Raw genomic sequence first — 16,297 nt, 5'->3', positions numbered from 1 at the left:
CCCGATGAGCATCACCCCCGGACATCTCGGAGCCTGGCTGATCAAGGGCAACGCGGACGCCGGAGCGCTCGTGGAGCGGTTCCGGGCCGAGCCGCGGGTGCACACCTGGTGTGTTCGCCCCAGTTATCGCACCCGGCTGATGGTGGCCGGGCAGCCGGTGGTGTTCTGGGCCAGCGGCAGCCGCAGTCGCACGGTGCGGTACGGGGTGTGGGGCGTGGGCCAGCTGACCGGGGTGGCCGTCAGTGGCGACGGGGAGAGCTGGTCGGTGCCGCTCGACCTGGAGATCCTGCCCGAGCGGCAGCGGCTCGCCCGGGCTCTGCTGCGCGCCGACCCGCGCCTGGCCCGGGCCGAGGTGCTGCGGCAGCCGATGGGCTCCAACCCCTCGTTCCTGACCCCGGAGGAGTTCGCCGCGCTACGGGAACACCTACCGCAGTAGGTTCTTCACCAGGTGCGCGGTCAGCCGGGCGCGCTCGGGCATGGCGGCGGTGAGCAGGTACTCGTGGTCGGCGTGAGCGCCGCCACCGACGGCTCCGAGGCCGTCGAGGGTGGGGGTGCCGACGGCGGCGGTCAGGTTGCCGTCGCTGCCGCCGCCGACCCGCACGCCGGTCAGCGTGGGGTCGAACCGCTGGGCCAGGGCGAGCAGTTCCAGCGCGGCGGACTCCGGCATGGGCGGGCGGCCGATGCCGCCGCGCACCTCCAGTCTGGCCGTGCCGGCCGGTGCCAGGGTGGCGAAAGCCTTTTCCACGCGCTCGGTCTCGGCCTGGGTCTCGACCCGCACGTCCACGGTGACGGTGGCCGCGGCGGGCACGACGTTGCTGGCCGTGCCCGCGGTGGCCACGGTCGGGGTGACGGTGGTTCCGGCCTGCGGGCGGTTGAGGGCGGCGATGGCGAGCACCTGGTGGGCGGCCTCGACCAGGGCGTTGACGCCGGCCTCCGGTTCCAGCCCGGCGTGGGCGGCGCGGCCGGTGACGACGACCTCGAACGTGCCGCAGCCCTTGCGGCCGGTCTTCAGGGCGCCGCCCTCACCCGCGCCCTCGAACACCAGGGCGGCGCGGCACTGCCGGGCCAGGTCTTCGATCAGCGCCCGGGAGGCGCCCGATCCCACCTCCTCGTCGCAGCCCACCAGGATCTCCACGCCGGAGCGGTCGTCGAGCAGGGCCAGCCCGTGCACGGCCTGGACCAGCCCGCCGAGCATGTCGAACACCCCGGGCCCGTAGGCTTTTCCGTTCTGCACGGTGAACGGGCGGCGGGCCAGCGTGCCGACCGGGAACACCGTGTCGTGATGGCCCAGCACCAGCACCCGCGGTGGGCCCCCGCCCGACCAGCGCACGTGCGGGCCGGCCGGGCTGTCGACCAGCACCGCCCGGCCGCCGAGGCGCCGCTCGAGGATCGAGGCCACCGCCCCGGCGGAGGCCCCCAGCGCGGCCAGGTCGCCGGAGGGGGACTCGATCTCGACCAGTGTGCGCAGGTCGTCGAGCATGTCGTCGAGGGAGGGTGTGCTCACCCGACGATGGTAGGGCTCAGACGCCCCACCCGGGCGGGGCGTCGATCTTCTCGCCGGACACCGGGGTGACGTACTCCCAGAGCTCGTCGCACCGGCCCGCGTCGTCGAAACGCAGCACGAGACAGCCCGGAAGGGTGACCCGGTCGTCATCGGTTCCCGGCCGCCGCTGCGGGTCGCGCAGGGTGGCCCACCACTCGACGACGGTGCGGTTGCCCTGGCTGAGCGGCACACCGAGCACCAGGTCCAGCTCGGACTGGGTGTGGGTGGCCTGTTTCCAGTAGGTGGTGATCTCCTCGTGCCCGCGGAGCGGGCGGGCGGTGGGGGAGGAGTGGTACACGGCGTCGTGGGCGAACAGCGTGCGCAGGGCCTCGGGGTCCTTCTCGCGCCAGGCGTCGGCGTACTGCTCGATCCACTCTGAACGATCAGTGCGATGAGTGCGGTCCATGGTCGCATCCTGCGACGGCCCGACCGCACGCACCAGGCACCCGGGGCGGGCGTAGGTCACAGGGCCTGGTTCAGGGACGCCGCTGGAGTCGGGTGCGGGCGGCCTGCCGGTCAACGCCCAGCTGGTCGAGCAGCTCACCCGCCGGGTCGGGGCGGGCGCACTCGAGCAGGGCCAGCGCCACGTGTTCCGGGGTGATGCGGCGGCTGCCGGACCTGCGGGTCTGGCTCAGGGCGCGCGGGAACACCGCCCGCGCGCCCGAGGTGAACGGCGCCCGCTTGCGCGAGGCCGGGGAGGGCAGGCGCTCGATGCCCTCGACGTCGATGCCGACCACGCCGAGCGCGGCGCGGTCCAGGTCGTCGAGGGCGTGACGGGCCGCCTGCACGTCGGTGGCCAGGGCCGCGGCCGGGCCGGGGGCGTGCAGCACGCCCAGCAGCAGGTGCTCGGTGCCGATCCTGCGGTCTCCCCGCAGGCCGGCCTCGGTCAGGGCGGAGACCACGGTGTCGCGGGCCTCGTCGGCTAATCGTTCGAACATCAGTGTCACTTCCCGTGTTTGGTGTGAACCGACTGCCGGGAGACGCCGAGCGCGTCACCGATCTGCTCCCACGACCAGCCCTGCTCGCGGGCCCGGGCCACGGCGGCGGCCTCGACCTGCTCGGCCAGCCGGTGCAGCGCGCCGACGGCCCGCAGGCCCACGGACGGATCGTGCGATCTCAGCCGCTCGGACAGCTCTCCCGTTTCCATGTCTGTCAGTCTGGGCTGACATGCGGGATTCGTCAACCCAGACTGACGGTCCCGACGGTGCGACTTTCGGATGACCGTGCGCGCGACGCGTGGGATGCGACTTTGGCCGGACGTGCCGCCGGCCGGACGCTGACAGGCTGGCGCCGTCGGTGGCGGCGCGGGCCCGCGACCCGCACGCCGGCGTCCCTCCGGGCGTCCCGGAACAGCGTCCCGCAAGCACTTCTCAAGGAGAGATCACGTGGACATCGCCCTGATCGTGCTGATCCTCGGCACGGCCGGCTACGCCGGGATCATGGCCCTGCTGCTGGCTCTGCGCCGGGGCACGGCCCGGCCGGTGCTGATCGGCGCCGCGTCGTTCGTGGGCGTCGCGGCCGGGTTCTTCGCCGCCGTCGGCCTGGCCCGCCTCGCGCACTGGGGCGTGCTCGGCCTGGTGGCCGCGCTCGTCGGGGGCGGTACCTACCTGGCGCTGTCGGGTGACCTGGGCGGGCGCCGCGCCGGCCGGGCCGCCCTCGTCGCCTCGGTCGTGGTCACCTGTGCCGCCGTGTTCGTGTCGTACCTGGCGCCGATGGCCTACGTCGTCACTGTGAGCACCTACCTGCTGCTGCGGCTGTGGGTGCGCACCCGCCCGGCCCTGATGATCATGTCGACGGCGTTCTGCGGCCTGCTGGTCGTGGCCCTGGGAGTGTTCTACGTCGGGGTCAGCCGGATGTGAGAACTACCGTGGTGACTGGATCTTCGGGATCGGCGCGGTGTCCGGCGAGGTCCGCCGGCGGGCGCCGGGTCCCGGGCGGGCGGGGGTGGACGGCGTGAAGGCCTCCGCCCGGGCGTAGTACCAGCCCTGGCCCACGTCGCAGCCGATCGCCCGCACCTGCTCGTCCTGTTCGGCGGTCTCCACGCCCTCGGCCGTCACCAGCAGGTCGATGCTGTGCGCCAGGTCCACCAGGGTGCTGAGGATCCGCTGGTCGGTGGGGTTCCACGGCCGCCCGCCCCGGGTGCTCTCCAGGAACGCCCCGGCCAGCTTCAGCTCGTCCCAGGGAAGCCGGCGCAGCGCCGCGAGATTGCTGTACCCGGTGCCGAAGTCGTCCATCACCAGGCGTGCGCCGAGCCCGGTCAGGGTGTCCAGCACGGCCACCGGCTCCGGGTCGTCCAGGTTCATCACGACGCTCTCGGTGATCTCCACCCGCAGCATCGACGGATCGAGCTCGGCCAGGTCCAGAGCGCGCCTGACGTCGTCCACAAATTGAGGCGAGTACAGCTGCCGCACGCTGACATTGATGTTCACCGCGGGCCAGGCGCTGGCCGCCAGGTCGGCGCAGGCCCGGTCCAGCACCCACCGGCCGATCGGCAGGATCGCGGCGTTCTCCTCGGCGATCCGGATGAACATGTCCGGCGACAGCGAGCCCATGTGCGGGTGGTTCCAGCGCAGCAGCGCCTCCACGCTGTGCACCTCACCGTCGTCCAGGCGCACCAGCGGCTGGTACACCAGGGCCAGTTCACCGCGCTCCACCAGGCCCGGAAGCTGCATCGCCACCTGGAATCTGGTCAGCTGCCCGGCCCGGCGCTGCGGGTCGTGCTCCACCACCCGGCCCTTGCCGGCCTCCTTGGCCGCGTGCAGGGCCAGGTCGGCGGCCTGCATGATCTCGGCCGAGTTGGCGCCCGCCGCAGCCAGTTCCACCACGCCGATGCTCGCCCCGACCTGTACCGGCAGCTGGCCGGTCACCTTCAGCGGCTGCTTCAGCGCCGCCAGCAGGTCCTCGGCCACCCGCATCGGCGTGGCCTCGGACAGGCCGCTCGACAGCAGCGCCACGAACTCGTCGCCGGCCAGGCGGGCCACCAGCGCCCCGGAGGGCCGGGCGCCCTCGGTCAGCCGCTCGGCCACCGCCATCAGCACCCGGTCGCCCACGATGTGCCCGCGCGAGTCGTTGACGAACTTGAACCCGTCCAGGTCGATGAACAGCACGGCGATCCGCTCGTCCGGGCCCGGGTCGGCCACCGCGCGGTCGAGCCGCTGGAGGAACAGCACCCGGTTCGGCAGCCCGGTCAGCGGGTCGTGCGTGGCCTCGTGCCGCAGTTTCTCCTGGAGCAGGCGCCGGTCGGTGATGTCCTCCATCACGGCCACCTGGAAGGCCGGCTCGCCGTCCGGGTCGCGGATCAGGGTGACGCTGAGGTTGGTCCACACCACCTCGCCGTCCTTGCGCACGTACCGCTTCTCGGTGCGGAACTCCTCCAGGCGCCCGGCCACCAGGTCGGCGTACTGCTCCCAGATGTCCTCGGTGTCGTCGGGGTGGGTGAACTCCTGCACCCGGATGCCGCGCATCTCCTCCAGCGAGTAGCCGAACATCCGCTGGAGCGAGGAGTTCGCCTCCAGCACGTTGCCCTCGATGTCGCCGATCGCGATGCCCACCGGCGCCTGGTCGACCAGCGTGCGCCAGCGCGCCTCGGACTCGCTCAGCGCGCGGGCCACGTCGTCACGCGCGGCGGTGGAGGCCTGGTGGATGGCCTCCTGCTGGGCCAGCAGCAGCCGCTGCACGGCCGCGGCGTGCCCGGCGGCCAGCCCGCCCTGCATGCGCACGAGCTGCTGCTCACGGTGCAGATCGCCGACGTCCGGCGCGTACCGGGCCAGCACCGTCATCGCCTGGCCGATCGCGTTCGGCGCGGTCAGGTGGGCGTCCACCAGCAACCGGCCGAGGCGCCGCCCGGCCTTGTCGGCGTCCGCCGTGGGGGTCAGCCCGGCCAGCGTGACCGAGCTGAGACGCTCGGCCAGGTGCGCGAAGTCGTGCTCGCTCGCCAGGGGGTCACCGGACTCGCGCAGCGCCTGCTCCCAGTCGGCGATCAGTCGCTTCTGGGTCATCACTGCGCCATCGTCCGGCGGCTCATGGCTTGCGGCCGACTCCGGCCCAGATCGGGAACCGCTCCGCCTGGTCCGGCGACCCCGTCCCGTCCGGGTGCCAGTGCTCGCTCAGCTCGATGCCGGGCTCCAGCAGCTCGTAGCCGGCGAAGAACCCGGCCACCTGCTCGCGGCTGCGCATCGTCATCGGGCTGGCGGTGTTGTTCTTGTACAGGTCGCGGTGCGCGCGGGTGAGTTCCGGCGGGTGCAGCTCGTGGGTGGCGTGGCTGATCAGCAGGTAGCTGCCCGCCGGGCTCCAGTCGCGGAAGGTGCCGATCAGACCGGCCGGGTCGAGCGGGTCGGGCACGAAGTGCAGCAGCGCGTTCAGCAGCACGGCCACCGGCCGGTCCAGGTCGAGCAGACCCAGTTCCTCCACCTCGGCCAGCAGTTTCGCCGGCTGGGTGAAGTCGCCCGCCAGCACCTCGGCGTTCGCGTTGCCGGCCAGCAGCGAGCGGCTGTGCGCGACCGCGACCGGGTCGGTGTCGACGTAGACGATGCGGGAGGCCGGGTCGAGGTCCTGCGCCACCTCGTGCACGTTGCCCACGGTCGGGATGCCGGAGCCGATGTCGAGGAACTGCCGCACCCCCTGCTCGATCAGCAGCTTCACACCCCGGCGCAGGAAGGCCCGGTTGGAGCGCATGATCAGCGGCAGGTCGGGCCAGTCGGCGATCGCCTTCTCGGCCATCTCCCGGTCGGAGGCGAAGTTGTGGAAGCCGCCGAGATAGTAGTCGTAGACCCGGGACACACTGGGGCGGGTCAGGTCGATGTCGTCGCCGACCCACTGCGGAATCGTCAAGCCGAACCACCCATCAGCTCTGGCGTCCGCGACCGGGTTCGGGCGCGCACGGTCGTCGGACGCAACCGAAGCGCATTCCGTACCGGACGGTACCAGATGACCGTCAACGAGACCTTGCCCGCGAATCGGGCAGCAAGGCCCGGGTGTCGAGCGTGCTTCAGGTGTCGAGGGCGGCCAGGACCGGGCGCAGCAGGTCGTTGAGCTCGCGGGCCAGCACGCTCACGGCCCGCACGGCCAGGTCGGCCAGCTCCGGGCCCGGGCGCTCGGGTGCCGGGGGCAGGCCGGTCAGCGGCAGCGGGGCGTCGATCAGCAGCTCGGGGCGCAGGTGCGGAAAGCGGCTGACCTCCTCGGCGGACGGCCGGAGGTACTGCCCGAGCACCACCGGCCAGCCCCGCCAGCCCCGGTCCTGCCCCCAGACCTGGGTCTTGGCCAGGGGTTCGGGCGGCGGCGAGACCAGCCGGACCCGGGCGGTCAGCGACCCGTCCCAGGTGTTGCGCTCGCACTCGGCGGACAGGGCCCGGCGGTGCAGCCGCACGTAGCCCGGGTCGAGGTGCGGCACGGTGGCCAGACGCCAGGCGGTGCAGGCGAATCCGACGGGCGAGATGTCGCCCCAGTGCTCGGCGAAGGCCGCCTCCAGCGAGCGCACGTGGGCGGCGTAGCGCTCGCCGTGCTCACGGTCGTACTGCTGGTCGATCCACACCAGGTTCGGGCCGGTCATTCAGCCCAGCGTAGCGGCGCGATCACCCGGTCACGACATCGACGGCGGAATCGGTGGTGCCCCAGCCGAGGGTGCCGAAGTGCAGGCCGGCCCGGTGCAGGCGCAGCGCCTCGGTGCTGTAGACGAGTGCCGGTGCGGGTGCGGCGGTGAGGGGGAACCAGCCGAGCCGGGCGCACTTGCCCGGTTCGGCGTTGTAGGGCTCGCCGTGGCGGGCCGGGTCGAGCTCGGCGTGGAAGACGATGCCGATGCGGGTGTCGGCGTCGGTGTGGCGGACATGAATGGTGGACGACGGAACCAGGTCGTCCTCGCTCAGCGTCAGCCCGATCTCCTCGTGCGCCTCGCGAATCACGGCCAGCACGGCGGGTTCCGCGAACTCGGCCTTGCCGCTGGGCAGGTTCCACAGGCCGTCGGCGAAGCCGGTGCCCTGGCGTAGGCCGAACAGCACCTGCTCGCCGCGGGTCAGGATCAGGAGGACGTCGAGGGCGCACCGCTGGCCGGAGGAGATCATGCGGGGGAGCGTAGACGAGCCGCTGTCGTCGTCCTCGGTTCTGAGGGGTCCGGTTCGCCGAAGACCCCTGGAACGGCTGAGGTTCCGGGCGGGCGCCGGCGGCCTGTGCCCCTCCGGCGTCCCTGCGCCAGGTTCGCGCCTACGGGAGGTATTTCCGGTATGCACCGTAAGTGAATGTGGGGTAACCCGGATGCGGGTTACGGTCGGGGCGTGCCGGAACTTGTCCTCGTGGCCGTCACGATCGTCTGGGGCGGCAGCTTTCTTCTCGCGAAACACGGGCTGGAGCAGGTAGACCCGTTCACCTTCGTCGCGCTGCGGTTCGGCGTGTCCACCCTGGTGATGCTGGTGCTGTGCGGGCCGCGACTGCGCGGCCTGACCCGGCACGAGGTGAAGGGGGGCGTGCTGATCGGCGCCACCCTCTTCGCCGGCTACGGCTTGCAGACGCTCGGCCTGGCCCGCATCCCGAGCTCCACGTCGGCGTTCCTGACCGCGCTGTACGTGCCGCTGGTGCCGCTGCTGACCTGGCTGTTCACCCGCCGGGCCCCGGACGCCCGGGCCTGGGCCGGCATCGTCCTGGCCTTCGCCGGCGGGCTGCTGCTGTCCGGCGGTGGGGCGGGTGTGTCCGGTGCCCTGACGCCGGGCACCGGAGAGACCCTCACCATCGCCTGCGCCGTGGCCACGGCCGGTCAGATCCTGGTGATCGGGGCGTACGCGCCCGGCGCCGACCCGCTGCGGATGACGGCCGTGCAACTGGCGGTCTGCGCCGCGGGCGCCGCCGTGTGCGCTCCGCTCGCCGGTGAGCACGTGCCGGAGTTCTCGGCCGGGGTGCTGATGCCGGCCGGGGTGCTGGGGCTCAGCACCGCCCTGGTCTGGCTGGCCATCACCTGGGCCCAGCGCTCGGTACCGGTGGTGCGGGCCACGATCATCCTGGCCGGGGAACCGTTGTGGGCCGGGGTGTTCGGTGCGCTGGCGGGGGAGCGGTTCGCGGTGGCCTCCTACGCCGGCGCGGCCCTGGTGCTGGCCGGGCTGCTGGTGAGCAGCCTGAAACCGGCGCGCGAGCGCAGCCGCACGAGGGTCACCACCGGCGCGCGCGGCAGTGACCGGGCGCGCGCCGGCGGTGGCACGGTGAACAGGTGAACAGGTGACCGGGTCCGACCGCGGATCAGACGAGGAGGCTGCCGTTACTGGCTGGCCGCCGTCGAGCCCTGGCGGCTCTTCAGGGACTCGACGAGCGCGTCGAAGTCGGTGTCGGACAGGCCGATGGCCGAGTACGACATGCTGATGTCGTGGAGGTAGGACTCCTTGGCGGCCTTCTTCAGCATCGCCGTCGCGTCCACCGCGCACTTCAGCGTCTTCGTGCCCTTGGCCGGCATGTCGACGACCGTGGTGCAGGTCAGGTCCGGTTCGTTGACGTAGTTGTAGGCGTTGATCTGGTACGAGACGTGCACGCCGATGCGGGTGCTCTCGGCGGTGCCGGAGCTGGTGTACGGACGGGTCGTCACCTTGATCGAGGCGGTGCACTTCGAGGCCTTGCACGACTTCTTCGTGGAGTCCACGGTGATCTCGACCTGGGAGTCGAGGACGCTGTCGAACTTTTCGGCGTAACCGATCATGTCGTCGTAGGCCCGGCTGAGCTGGTCGGAGCTCAGCTCGGCGATCTGCACGCCCTCGCGCGCCGAGACGTACGGCGTGATCGCGCTCTTCCGGAACGCGACGTTCTCACCCGTGCCCGTCCCGCTCCCGTCCCGCGTCGACGACTCGCTGCTCGCGCCGTCCGTCGCCGTGGTGTCACCGGAACCCGTTGTGTCGCTGCCGGAACCGGTGGCCAGGCCGGCCGGGACGTTGAGCACCCGGTACGGCGCCGTGGCCGACACGTAGACCGGGCCGGCCGAGGTCTGGGCCATCAGGGCCGGGGTGGTGCCGTCGAGGCTGACCGTGGTGTTCGTCTCCTCGCCGGCGTCCGCCGTGGCCAGGGAGTCCTCGTAACCCTCGACGGTGGGGGAGAAGTCGGTGGAGTCGTCGTCCAGGGCGGTCAGCAGCGCGTCGCCGAGGGCGGACGGGGAGGCGGGTGCCGAGTGGTCGATGTCCATCGTGTCGAGGCTGGAGCGCTCGAGCTCGACCCACTCGTCCGCCGTCCCGCCGCGGTAGTCCTTCATGTAGGGGATGACGTCGTCGACCTCGTAGGGGGACAGCTGGGCGTAGGTGATGTCGTCGGCGCGCAGGATCGGGGTGTCGTAGCTGACGGTCCCGACCATGTCGCCGCTCTTGGTGATCTTGACCGAGTAGCTGTCGTCCTCGTACGAGACGCCCTCGGACACCTTCAGCGCGTTGGCAGCCTCGACGAACGGCGTGGCGAGGGTGGTGGCCGCGACCTCCTCACCGTCGGCGGCGGCCGTCCCGTCGGACCCACCGCCCCGGGTCACGGCGACCGCCCCCGCCCCGATCAGGACGAGCGCGAGCACGGCCCCGATGACGCCGAGCACGATCTTCTTGTTGGTGGACGAGGACTTCGGCCCCGTCGGCGGCGTGCCCCACTGCGGCGAGCCGGGCTGGCCGGGCTGGCCGGGCTGGTTCGAGCCGGGCTGGCCGGGCTGGCCGGGGTAGCCGAACTGGTTCGAGCCGGGCTGGCCGGGGTAGCCGAACTGGTTCGGGCCGGGCTGGCCGGGCTGGCCGGGGTAGCCGAACTGGTTCGGGCCGGGCTGCTGAGAGCCGGATGGGTTGAACGGGCCCGGCTGGCCGAAACCGGGCTGGCCGGAAGCGGTCTGGCCGGAAGCGGTCTGACCGAACTGGCCGCCCGGTCCGGGCTGGCCGAACCCACCGAACGGCCCGGGCCGGCCGGAGGGGTCGGAGTAGCCGGGCTCGTCGGGGTGCCCGGCCTGGTTGAACGGTGCGGGCTGCCCGAGCTGCCCCGGCTGACTGAGCTGCCCCGGCTGCCCGAGCTGCCCCGGCTGGGCCCCGGTCGTCGGCCGGCCGGCCTCGGACCCCGCGTCCGCCGGCGCCTGGGCCGGCCCGTCAGCCGAACCGTCAGCCGAACCGGAACCCGATCCGGCCGCGGTGCGGGGCATCGGCGTCGTCGCCCCGCCCGACGTCCCCTCGGGAGAAGCCGCCGCCCCCGAACCCGTTACCGACCGAGGGTTCTCGCTCGCCCTCGAGGTTCTGTCCCCGCCCTGCTGCCCTGACTCGTTCTGGTTCACCGATGCCCCACAGTCACGTCTCATTACGGGGCAATAGCAAGCCACGCCCCCCACTTCGGGCGGAGGCTAGCAGGGGCGAAGCTCGCGCTATCGCGAAAATTGGCCTGCTGCGGGCGATATGCCCGGAAAAGACTCCCCTGGGGCGGGAGTTACGGTGATCAGTGACACCTCCGTACGTGGCCACTCGCTACCCGAAAGGCTCGCGAAGGGCGGCACCGGTCACGGCGTCCGGAGCGGATCAGGTCTGCGCCCAGGCCTCCCGCACCGCGGCGAACTCCTCGTGGAAGGCCGGGAAGGTCTTGGCCACGCAGCCCGGGTCGTCGAGCTCGATGCCCGGGGTGCGCAGGCCGGTGACGCTGAGGGACATGGCGATCCGGTGATCGGCGCGGGTCGCCACCCGGGCGCCGTGCGGTTCGCCCGGGTGCACCTCGATCCAGTCCGGGCCGGTGCGCACGGTGATGCCGCAAGCGGTCAGGGCGGTGGCCATGGCGTCGATCCGGTCCGACTCCTTCACCCGGCAGTTGGCCACGTCGGCGATCCGCACCGGGGCGTCGGCGAAGGGGGCGATGGCGGCCAGCGTCATCATGGTGTCGCTGATGTCGCGCATCACCACGGTGCCGGGACTGCGCAACTGCCCCGGCCCGGTCACGGTGGTGCTGTCGCCGGTCACCCGCACCGTGCAGCCCATCGACGCCAGAACCTCGGTGGCGAACCGCAGATCGCCCTGGTGCGAGCGCTCGCCCAGGCCGGGAACGGTCACCGTGTCGCCGGTCAGCGCGGCGGCGGCGAAGAAGTACGAGGCGGTGGACGCGTCGGCCTCCACCCGGTAGTCGCCCGGGGTGTAGGTGCCGGGCGGGATGACGACGGTGTCGCCCTCCCACGACGACTCCACCCCGAAGTCCCGCATCATCGCCAGGGTCATCCGCACGTACGGCACCGACACCACGTCGCTCAGCCGGATCCGCAGCCCTCTGCGGGTGGCCGGGGCGACCAGGCACAACGCGGTCAGGTACTGGCTGGAGACCCCCGCGTCCAGGCGCACCTCACCACCCTCGATCCCGTCCGCGTCGATCTCCAGGGGCAGCCGGTCGCCGGGCGCCGCCCGCACCCGCACCCCCAGGTCGCGCAGGGCACCCAGTAGCGGGGCCATCGGCCGCGCCCGCATCTGCTCGCTCGCGTCGATCACGACCTGGCCGTGGCCCAGGGCCGCGAGGGCCGGCAGGAACCGGGCGGCGGTGCCGGAGTCGTGGCACCAGAGCTTCGCCGGGCCTGCGGACGCGCCGGTGGGGCCGTCCGGGAGACCGGTGACGGTCCAGACGCCGGGCTCCTGCACGACGTCCGGTCCCAGATCGCGCACGGCGGCGGCGAAGGCCAGCGTGTCGGCGGCGACCAGCGGCTCGATCAGCCGGGTGCGGCCGGGCGCGAGGGCGGCGATCACCAGGGCCCGGGCGGTGACGGACTTCGATCCGGGGACGTGGGCGGTGGCGATCGGGGGCACGGCGACTCCTGGGCGGGTGGCTCTGGGCGGCGGACGGATGCGGACGAGGGGGGCCGGCTGGACGGTGGCGTGCCGATCGGCCGCGCGCGCCGATCATGGCAGCTGGGGGCCGGTCGGGGAGAGCGATTAATTCAGGGACGACGCTGAGCCGGAAGGGGGCTCCTCGCCGTCCCAAGTTTTACTCATGTTAAAGTTTTTACATGAGTAAGGAGAGGCGGGAGAACCCGATCGTCACCCGGTCCCGGGCGGCGCTGATCGCGGCGGCGACCGCGCTCCTGGACGAGCGGGGCGCCGCGGAGATCTCGGTCAAGGACGTCGTCGAGACCGCGGGGATGAGCCGGCCCACCTTCTACCAGCACTTCCCCGATCTGGGGGCGGTGTTCGCGGCCGCCGGGCTGGCGCGTCTGGAGCAGACGCTCGGCGATCTGGAGCAGCCCACGCAGGCACCCTCCGGTCTCGAGCACGCGTTCGCGCCCACGGTCGCGGCCGTCGCCGGGCGGATGAAGCAGCACGCGGTGTTCTTCCACCGCGTGCACGCCGGGCCCGGCTACGCCGCCTACCACGCCGGCGTGGTGGCGTTCACCGCCGCCCGGCTGCGCAGCGAGCCGCTGCTCCAGCCCTGGGCCGAACAGGACGACGTGTTCTGGGAGTTCCTGGCCGCGGGCACGGTCTGGGTGATCAACCGGCAGCTCGCCGCCTGGTGCGCGGGCCGCCCGGAGCCCGGCTCCGACCTGTCCGGCATCTTCGCCCTGCTGCTCACCACCGAGACAACCCGAACCACCGAAAGCTGAGGAAACATCATGCGCGCAGTCGTCCACCACGAATTCGGTGAGCCGTCCGAGGTTCTCGTCGTCGAAGACGTCCCCACCCCCGAGCCCGGCGCCGGCCAGGTGCGGGTGCGCACCGTGCTGAGCCCGGTGCACAACCACGACCTGTGGACGATCCGCGGCACCTACGGGTTCAAACCCGAGCTGCCCGCCCGGGCCGGCACCGAGGCCGTCGGCGTGGTCGACGCCCTCGGCGAGGGCGTCGAGAACCTGAGCGTCGGCCAGCGGGTCGTGGCCAGCTCCGTGTTCGGCGTGTGGGCCGAGTATTTCGTGGCCCCGGCGGCCGGCCTGATCCCGGTCGGCGACCAGGTGCCCGACGAGTCCGCGGCCCAGCTCGTGGCCATGCCGTTCTCCGCCCTCAGCCTGATCGACTCGCTCGGCCTGAAGGAGGGCGACTGGCTGGTGCAGAACGCCGCCAACGGCGCCGTCGGCCGGCTCGTCGCCCAGCTCGCCGCGCCCCGCGGCATCAACGTGCTGGGCCTGGTGCGCCGCACCGAGGGCGTGAAGGAGCTCGCCGATCAGGGCGTCGCCGATGTCGTCGCGACCGACGCCGACGACTGGCAGGAGCAGGCGGCCCGGATCACCGGCGGCGCCCCGGTCGTGGTCGGTGTCGACTCGGTCGGCGGGGCCGCCGCCGGGCACGTGCAGTCGCTGCTGTCGCAGGACGCCACGCTGGTGGTGTTCGGCGCCATGGCCTCCCCGGTGATGGAGCTGCGCTCGGGCCCGATCATCTTCAAGAACCTCACCGTCAAGGGCTTCTGGGGCAGCCAGGTCAGCAAGGCCATGGCGCCCGAGAAGCGCCGTGAGCTGCTCGGCGAGCTGATCACCCGGGTCACCGACGGCTCCCTGACCCTGCCGGTCGAGGCCGTGCACTCCTTCGACGACGTGCGCGCCGCCGGCGAGGCGAACTTCCGCGCCGGGCGGGTCGGCAAGATCATGCTGCGCCCCTGAGAGGTCTGCGAACACGGACGACGACAGACCCGGGCCGGGTCCGTCGTCGTCCGTGTTTTCTCGCCCGTCAGGACCGGGCCGGGGGTTCTTCTTCCAGCAGCCCGGTGAGCATCCGCGCGATCAGCGGCGCCAGGTCGTCGGGGTCCGCCTGGGTCAGGGCCGGGAAAGTGCCCGCGGTGCGCGACATCACGATGCCGGCCAGGGCGGCGGTGACGATCTCGGCGCGCAGCCCGGCCTGGTCGAGTCCGGCCTGCTCGGCAGTGCCGCGGCCCGGGGCCAGGAACCGCTGCTCCAGCATCTCCACCGCCGAAGCCTGGAGCTCCGGGTCCTGGTGCGGGCGCACGGCCGCCCACAGGCTGGGCCCGCTGCCCAGCTCCCGCACCCGCTCCAGCAGCCGGTGCAGGCGCGCGGGGTCGCGCACGTCGATCGGGTCCAGGCCGCCGTTGCTGCCCTCCAGCTTCAGCGTGGCCAGATACAACTTGGCCTTGCTGCCGAAGTAGCGGGCCACCAGCGCGGCGTCCACCCCGGCGCGCACCCCGATCTCGCGCAGCGTCGTCTTCTCGTAACCGTTCTCCGCGAACAGCTCACCGGCCGCGGCCAGCAGCAGTTCCCGGCTCTGGGCCGCGTTGCGCCGGCGCGGATCGCCGCCCTGGGTCGTCATGCACTCGCTCTTCCGGACGTCTCGGAACCGTCGCCGTGCAGCGTATCCGGGGCGGGCTCGAAGCCGACCACCCCGCCGATCGCGGCGTCGGTGCTCTCCTCGATCAGCAGCTCCTCCTCGTCCTGCGGCAGGTGGTGGACCGGCACGGCGGTCTCGCGCACCGGCAGCAGCGCGGCCGCCAGCGCCGCGACCAGGCACAGGGCCACGGCCACCCAGGCGCCGAAGGAGTAGCCGCCGCCCTCCGGCAGGGTCTGCCCGGCGGCGGTGTGGGCGGCCAGGATGGTGGCACCGGTGGCGCTGCCGATGGAGTATCCGATGCTGCGCAGCACCTGGTTGAGGGCCAGGGCGCTGCTGGTCTGCTCGGCGGGCACGACGGTGACGATCATCCGGGGCATGACCGCGAACAGGCAGCCGGTGCCGGCCCCGGTGATACCCATGATCACGAAAATCTGCCACAGGTGGCCGCGTTCCAGGGCGAAGAAGGCCAGGCTGGCGGCGAACAGCAGGGCGCCCAGGGGCAGCACCCGGGCCGCGCCGAGGCGGTGGGTCAGGCCGGGCACCAGGCGGCTGACCAGGTAGCTGGCGGCGGACATCGGCAGCAGGGCCAGCCCGGCCACGACCACCGAGGCGCCCAGGCCGTAGCTGGTCGAGGTCGGCGTCTGCACGAAGCGGATGACCATCGACAGCAGCATGTACAGGCCGGTCCCGGCCAGCAGCGCGGTGAGGTCGGCGCTGAGCACGGTGCGGTGGCCCATCTGGCGCAGGTCGACGAGGGGGTTCGTCACGCGCAGCTCGTAGACGATCCAGACGGCCAGGACGACGACGGCGGTGCCGGCCAGGCCGAGGATGCGGGCGTCGCCCCAGCCCCAGTCCTCACCCTTGCTGATGGCCAGCAGCAGGGCGGCCAGCCCGACCGCCATCAGCACCAGGCCGGGCAGGTCGAACGATGATGGACGACGATGGCTGCTGACCGGCACCACCGCCGCCGCCAGCACCAGCGCGAGCAGGCACAGGGCCGCGCCCACCCAGTAGCCGGTGCGGTAGCCGAAGTGCTCGGCGATGATCCCGGTGAACGGGTAACCCAGGCCCAGGCCGACGACCGAGGTCACCGACAGCAGGGCCAGGGCCGGGCGGGCTCGCTCGGGGGAGAGGTGGTCACGGGCCACACCCATGGCCAGGGGCAGCAGCGCCAGACCGAGACCCTGCATGGCCCGGCCGACGATGAACCAGGCGAAGATGCCGGAGGGCAGGGCGGCCAGGACGTTCCCGGCCACCAGGACGCCGATCGCCACCAGCAGCACGCGCAGGCGGTGCGGGCCGTCGGCCAGCCGCCCGATCACCGGGGCGCTGATGCCGCCGACCATGAGGGTGATGGTGAGGGCCCACTGCGCGGTGCTCAGCGAGACGCCGTAGTCGGCGGCGATGGTCGGGATCAGCGGCGCGCCGAGGCTGCTGATCAGGGCCAGCAGCAGGCCGACGAAGGTGAGCACGGGAACCAGCAGGCGTCCCCGCAGGCTGCGGTCGTCGAGCACGACGGGCGGGGGCAGCTGGTCGCCTGGTGAGCTAG

General features: G+C 72.7%; 17 protein-coding genes. 5 read left to right on the top strand and 12 right to left on the bottom strand.

Going from position 1 to position 16,297, the window contains the following annotated elements:
* The first annotated feature begins 4 nt into the window (after positions 1 to 4).
* Positions 5 to 436, top strand: coding sequence for a hypothetical protein (locus KIH74_RS32445; RefSeq protein WP_214160242.1), 432 nt, complete (start codon positions 5 to 7; stop codon positions 434 to 436).
* Here the strand turns inward: KIH74_RS32445 and KIH74_RS32440 are convergent.
* From KIH74_RS32440 to KIH74_RS32425, 4 genes are all read right to left on the bottom strand, one after another.
* Complete coding sequence (locus tag KIH74_RS32440; RefSeq protein ID WP_246573619.1) at positions 425 to 1,480, bottom strand: M20 family metallopeptidase; 1,056 nt, start codon at positions 1,478 to 1,480, stop codon at positions 425 to 427. The two genes, KIH74_RS32445 and KIH74_RS32440, sit on opposite strands and share 12 nt — an antisense overlap.
* 40 nt (positions 1,481 to 1,520) lie before the next feature.
* Positions 1,521 to 1,949, bottom strand: coding sequence for a nuclear transport factor 2 family protein (locus KIH74_RS32435; protein WP_214160240.1), 429 nt, complete (start codon positions 1,947 to 1,949; stop codon positions 1,521 to 1,523).
* A 70-nt stretch (positions 1,950 to 2,019) separates the two neighbouring features.
* The gene (locus KIH74_RS32430; RefSeq protein ID WP_214160239.1) at positions 2,020 to 2,481 is read right to left on the bottom strand and encodes a Clp protease N-terminal domain-containing protein; all 462 of its coding nucleotides are present in this window, start codon (positions 2,479 to 2,481) and stop codon (positions 2,020 to 2,022) included.
* A 5-nt stretch (positions 2,482 to 2,486) separates the two neighbouring features.
* A complete protein-coding gene (locus KIH74_RS32425; RefSeq protein ID WP_214160238.1) occupies positions 2,487 to 2,690 on the bottom strand; it encodes a helix-turn-helix domain-containing protein in 204 nt (67 codons plus the stop codon).
* Positions 2,691 to 2,928: 238 nt separating this feature from the next.
* Between KIH74_RS32425 and KIH74_RS32420 the strand changes: the two genes are divergently transcribed.
* The gene (locus tag KIH74_RS32420) at positions 2,929 to 3,402 is read left to right on the top strand and encodes a hypothetical protein (protein WP_214160237.1); all 474 of its coding nucleotides are present in this window, start codon (positions 2,929 to 2,931) and stop codon (positions 3,400 to 3,402) included.
* 3 nt (positions 3,403 to 3,405) lie between these two features.
* On the opposite strand, the gene KIH74_RS32415 is transcribed toward KIH74_RS32420, so the two are convergent.
* From KIH74_RS32415 to KIH74_RS32400, 4 genes are all read right to left on the bottom strand, one after another.
* On the bottom strand, positions 3,406 to 5,541 hold the full coding sequence (locus KIH74_RS32415) for a putative bifunctional diguanylate cyclase/phosphodiesterase (protein ID WP_214160236.1): 2,136 nt from the start codon (positions 5,539 to 5,541) through the stop codon (positions 3,406 to 3,408).
* 22 nt (positions 5,542 to 5,563) lie between these two features.
* Complete coding sequence (locus KIH74_RS32410) at positions 5,564 to 6,373, bottom strand: SAM-dependent methyltransferase (protein WP_214160235.1); 810 nt, start codon at positions 6,371 to 6,373, stop codon at positions 5,564 to 5,566.
* Between the two features lie 157 nt (positions 6,374 to 6,530).
* The gene (locus KIH74_RS32405) at positions 6,531 to 7,091 is read right to left on the bottom strand and encodes a hypothetical protein (protein ID WP_214160234.1); all 561 of its coding nucleotides are present in this window, start codon (positions 7,089 to 7,091) and stop codon (positions 6,531 to 6,533) included.
* A gap of 22 nt (positions 7,092 to 7,113) precedes the next feature.
* Entirely contained in the window at positions 7,114 to 7,599 is a 486-nt protein-coding gene (locus tag KIH74_RS32400; RefSeq protein ID WP_214160233.1) for an NUDIX domain-containing protein, read from the bottom strand.
* Positions 7,600 to 7,809: 210 nt separating this feature from the next.
* On the opposite strand from KIH74_RS32400, the gene KIH74_RS32395 reads away from it, so the two are divergent.
* A complete protein-coding gene (locus KIH74_RS32395) occupies positions 7,810 to 8,736 on the top strand; it encodes a DMT family transporter (RefSeq protein ID WP_214160232.1) in 927 nt (308 codons plus the stop codon).
* Between the two features lie 44 nt (positions 8,737 to 8,780).
* Here KIH74_RS32395 and KIH74_RS32390 read toward each other — a convergent pair whose 3' ends face one another.
* The gene (locus KIH74_RS32390) at positions 8,781 to 10,664 is read right to left on the bottom strand and encodes a hypothetical protein (protein WP_214160231.1); all 1,884 of its coding nucleotides are present in this window, start codon (positions 10,662 to 10,664) and stop codon (positions 8,781 to 8,783) included.
* A 367-nt stretch (positions 10,665 to 11,031) separates the two neighbouring features.
* Positions 11,032 to 12,282, bottom strand: a complete 1,251-nt coding sequence (gene aroA / locus KIH74_RS32385; protein WP_372492160.1) for a 3-phosphoshikimate 1-carboxyvinyltransferase — start codon at positions 12,280 to 12,282, stop codon at positions 11,032 to 11,034.
* A 209-nt stretch (positions 12,283 to 12,491) separates the two neighbouring features.
* On the opposite strand from aroA, the gene KIH74_RS32380 reads away from it, so the two are divergent.
* Both KIH74_RS32380 and KIH74_RS32375 read left to right on the top strand, forming a co-directional pair.
* On the top strand, positions 12,492 to 13,082 hold the full coding sequence (locus KIH74_RS32380) for a TetR/AcrR family transcriptional regulator (RefSeq protein ID WP_214160229.1): 591 nt from the start codon (positions 12,492 to 12,494) through the stop codon (positions 13,080 to 13,082).
* A 9-nt stretch (positions 13,083 to 13,091) separates the two neighbouring features.
* On the top strand, positions 13,092 to 14,069 hold the full coding sequence (locus KIH74_RS32375) for a zinc-binding dehydrogenase (RefSeq protein ID WP_214160228.1): 978 nt from the start codon (positions 13,092 to 13,094) through the stop codon (positions 14,067 to 14,069).
* Between the two features lie 67 nt (positions 14,070 to 14,136).
* Here the strand turns inward: KIH74_RS32375 and KIH74_RS32370 are convergent, their stop codons facing one another.
* Both KIH74_RS32370 and KIH74_RS32365 read right to left on the bottom strand, forming a co-directional pair.
* On the bottom strand, positions 14,137 to 14,730 hold the full coding sequence (locus KIH74_RS32370) for a TetR/AcrR family transcriptional regulator (protein ID WP_214160227.1): 594 nt from the start codon (positions 14,728 to 14,730) through the stop codon (positions 14,137 to 14,139).
* A complete protein-coding gene (locus KIH74_RS32365; protein WP_214160226.1) occupies positions 14,727 to 16,262 on the bottom strand; it encodes an MFS transporter in 1,536 nt (511 codons plus the stop codon). Before KIH74_RS32365 ends, KIH74_RS32370 begins: the two co-directional genes overlap by 4 nt.
* Positions 16,263 to 16,297 lie beyond the last annotated feature (35 nt).

Source organism: Kineosporia corallincola (genome assembly GCF_018499875.1).
Taxonomy (GTDB): Bacteria; Actinomycetota; Actinomycetes; order Actinomycetales; family Kineosporiaceae; genus Kineosporia; species Kineosporia corallincola.
The sequence above is the reverse complement of the archived record's forward strand: the minus strand, read 5'-3'. Positions and strand labels throughout refer to the sequence as shown.

Excerpts from the sequence above, each read along its gene's own strand:
- KIH74_RS32445 (WP_214160242.1), top strand. The coding sequence starts at position 5 with ATGAGCATCACCCCCGGACATCTCGGAGCCTGGCTGATCAAGGGCAAC.
- KIH74_RS32440 (WP_246573619.1), bottom strand. The coding sequence starts at position 1,480 with ATGCTCGACGACCTGCGCACACTGGTCGAGATCGAGTCCCCCTCCGGC.
- KIH74_RS32435 (WP_214160240.1), bottom strand. The coding sequence starts at position 1,949 with ATGGACCGCACTCATCGCACTGATCGTTCAGAGTGGATCGAGCAGTAC.
- KIH74_RS32430 (WP_214160239.1), bottom strand. The coding sequence starts at position 2,481 with ATGTTCGAACGATTAGCCGACGAGGCCCGCGACACCGTGGTCTCCGCC.
- KIH74_RS32425 (WP_214160238.1), bottom strand. The coding sequence starts at position 2,690 with ATGGAAACGGGAGAGCTGTCCGAGCGGCTGAGATCGCACGATCCGTCC.
- KIH74_RS32415 (WP_214160236.1), bottom strand. The coding sequence starts at position 5,541 with ATGACCCAGAAGCGACTGATCGCCGACTGGGAGCAGGCGCTGCGCGAG.
- KIH74_RS32405 (WP_214160234.1), bottom strand. The coding sequence starts at position 7,091 with ATGACCGGCCCGAACCTGGTGTGGATCGACCAGCAGTACGACCGTGAG.
- KIH74_RS32400 (WP_214160233.1), bottom strand. The coding sequence starts at position 7,599 with ATGATCTCCTCCGGCCAGCGGTGCGCCCTCGACGTCCTCCTGATCCTG.
- KIH74_RS32390 (WP_214160231.1), bottom strand. The coding sequence starts at position 10,664 with ATGCCCCGCACCGCGGCCGGATCGGGTTCCGGTTCGGCTGACGGTTCG.
- KIH74_RS32380 (WP_214160229.1), top strand. The coding sequence starts at position 12,492 with ATGAGTAAGGAGAGGCGGGAGAACCCGATCGTCACCCGGTCCCGGGCG.
- KIH74_RS32375 (WP_214160228.1), top strand. The coding sequence starts at position 13,092 with ATGCGCGCAGTCGTCCACCACGAATTCGGTGAGCCGTCCGAGGTTCTC.
- KIH74_RS32370 (WP_214160227.1), bottom strand. The coding sequence starts at position 14,730 with ATGACGACCCAGGGCGGCGATCCGCGCCGGCGCAACGCGGCCCAGAGC.